The sequence below is a fragment of the Mycobacterium sp. E3247 genome (assembly GCF_001667785.1).
Taxonomy (GTDB): Bacteria; Actinomycetota; Actinomycetes; order Mycobacteriales; family Mycobacteriaceae; genus Mycobacterium.
The window spans coordinates 1-950 of the sequence record NZ_LZJG01000375.1; the positions used below are offsets into that span (position 1 = coordinate 1).

General features: G+C 63.9%; 2 protein-coding genes. One reads left to right on the forward strand and one right to left on the reverse strand.

What is annotated here, in order from left to right; all coding sequences use genetic code 11:
• On the reverse strand, positions 1-506 hold a 506-nt coding region (locus tag A9X04_RS20605), incomplete at its 3' end, for a phosphotransferase family protein (protein WP_156764444.1).
• Between the two features lie 55 nt (positions 507-561).
• Here A9X04_RS20605 and A9X04_RS20610 point away from each other — a divergent pair.
• A partial coding sequence (locus A9X04_RS20610) for an acyl-CoA dehydrogenase family protein (protein ID WP_197508966.1) occupies positions 562-950 on the forward strand: 389 nt, incomplete at its 3' end.

The window sequence follows — 950 nt, forward strand, 5'->3', positions numbered from 1 at the left end:
GGCACTTGACGCTCCAGAAATCCCTCGGGCTTGCCAAGGTCAGCCAGACCGCGCCGTCGCCAGTCCACCGCGGCCAGGTGGACCAGTCCGTCCACGTAGGCCATGGCCAAGTCGTGCCGCAATTCGGGATCGCCGGCGAACGGCTCGGGCAAGTCGAAACCGGGCGTGAATCCGTCGACGACGCCCATCAGCATGAATTCAGAACCAAGTACGTCGGTGTCAGCACAGTACAGCACGGGCTGCGGGTGCGGAACCGGTGTGCCTTCGAGGGCGTGCAGAATGCGCCACTCGCGGTGGGTGTTTGACGCGCTCGGGTCATTCTTCACCACGGGTGGGCGGCGCAGGACCCAGGCGTCGTCGCCGCGTGCTACGCGGAACAGTGCATTGGCGATTCCGGTGCTTGCCCCGATGCGTTCAGCCGTCAGCGGCTGACCACGGCCAGGGAGGCGGTCGCCGATCCACTCGTCGAGCCGGCCAATGTCGACAAGGTGTGCGGTGGTGGTCATCGCTCCGAAGATAGCAATCTTGACAGTGAGTGTCAATGATGGCAGGGTATGACACATGATCAACTTCGAGTTGCCTCATGAGGTTCGTGAACTGCGGACGCGTGTCGCCGCATTCATCGACGAGGTAGTGCTGCCGGCGGAGCCACAGATCGGCACGCGTCCCTTCTTCGACATCGTCAAGGAGGTCCAGGACAGGGCCCACGCGGAAGGGTTGTGGTGCCCCTTCGTACCGGTGCAGTACGGCGGAATGGGGTTGGGGCACTTGGCCAATGCCGTCGTGCAAGTCGAAGTGGGCCGCGCGTTCAGCCATCTGGGTGCGTGGGCGTTGAACTGCATGGGCCCACAGGACGCGACCATGCTGACCCTCATCGAGCACGGGACCGAGGAGCAGAAGCAGCGCTACCTGGTCCCGCTGGTCAACGGCGATATCCGGGTCTGCTTTGC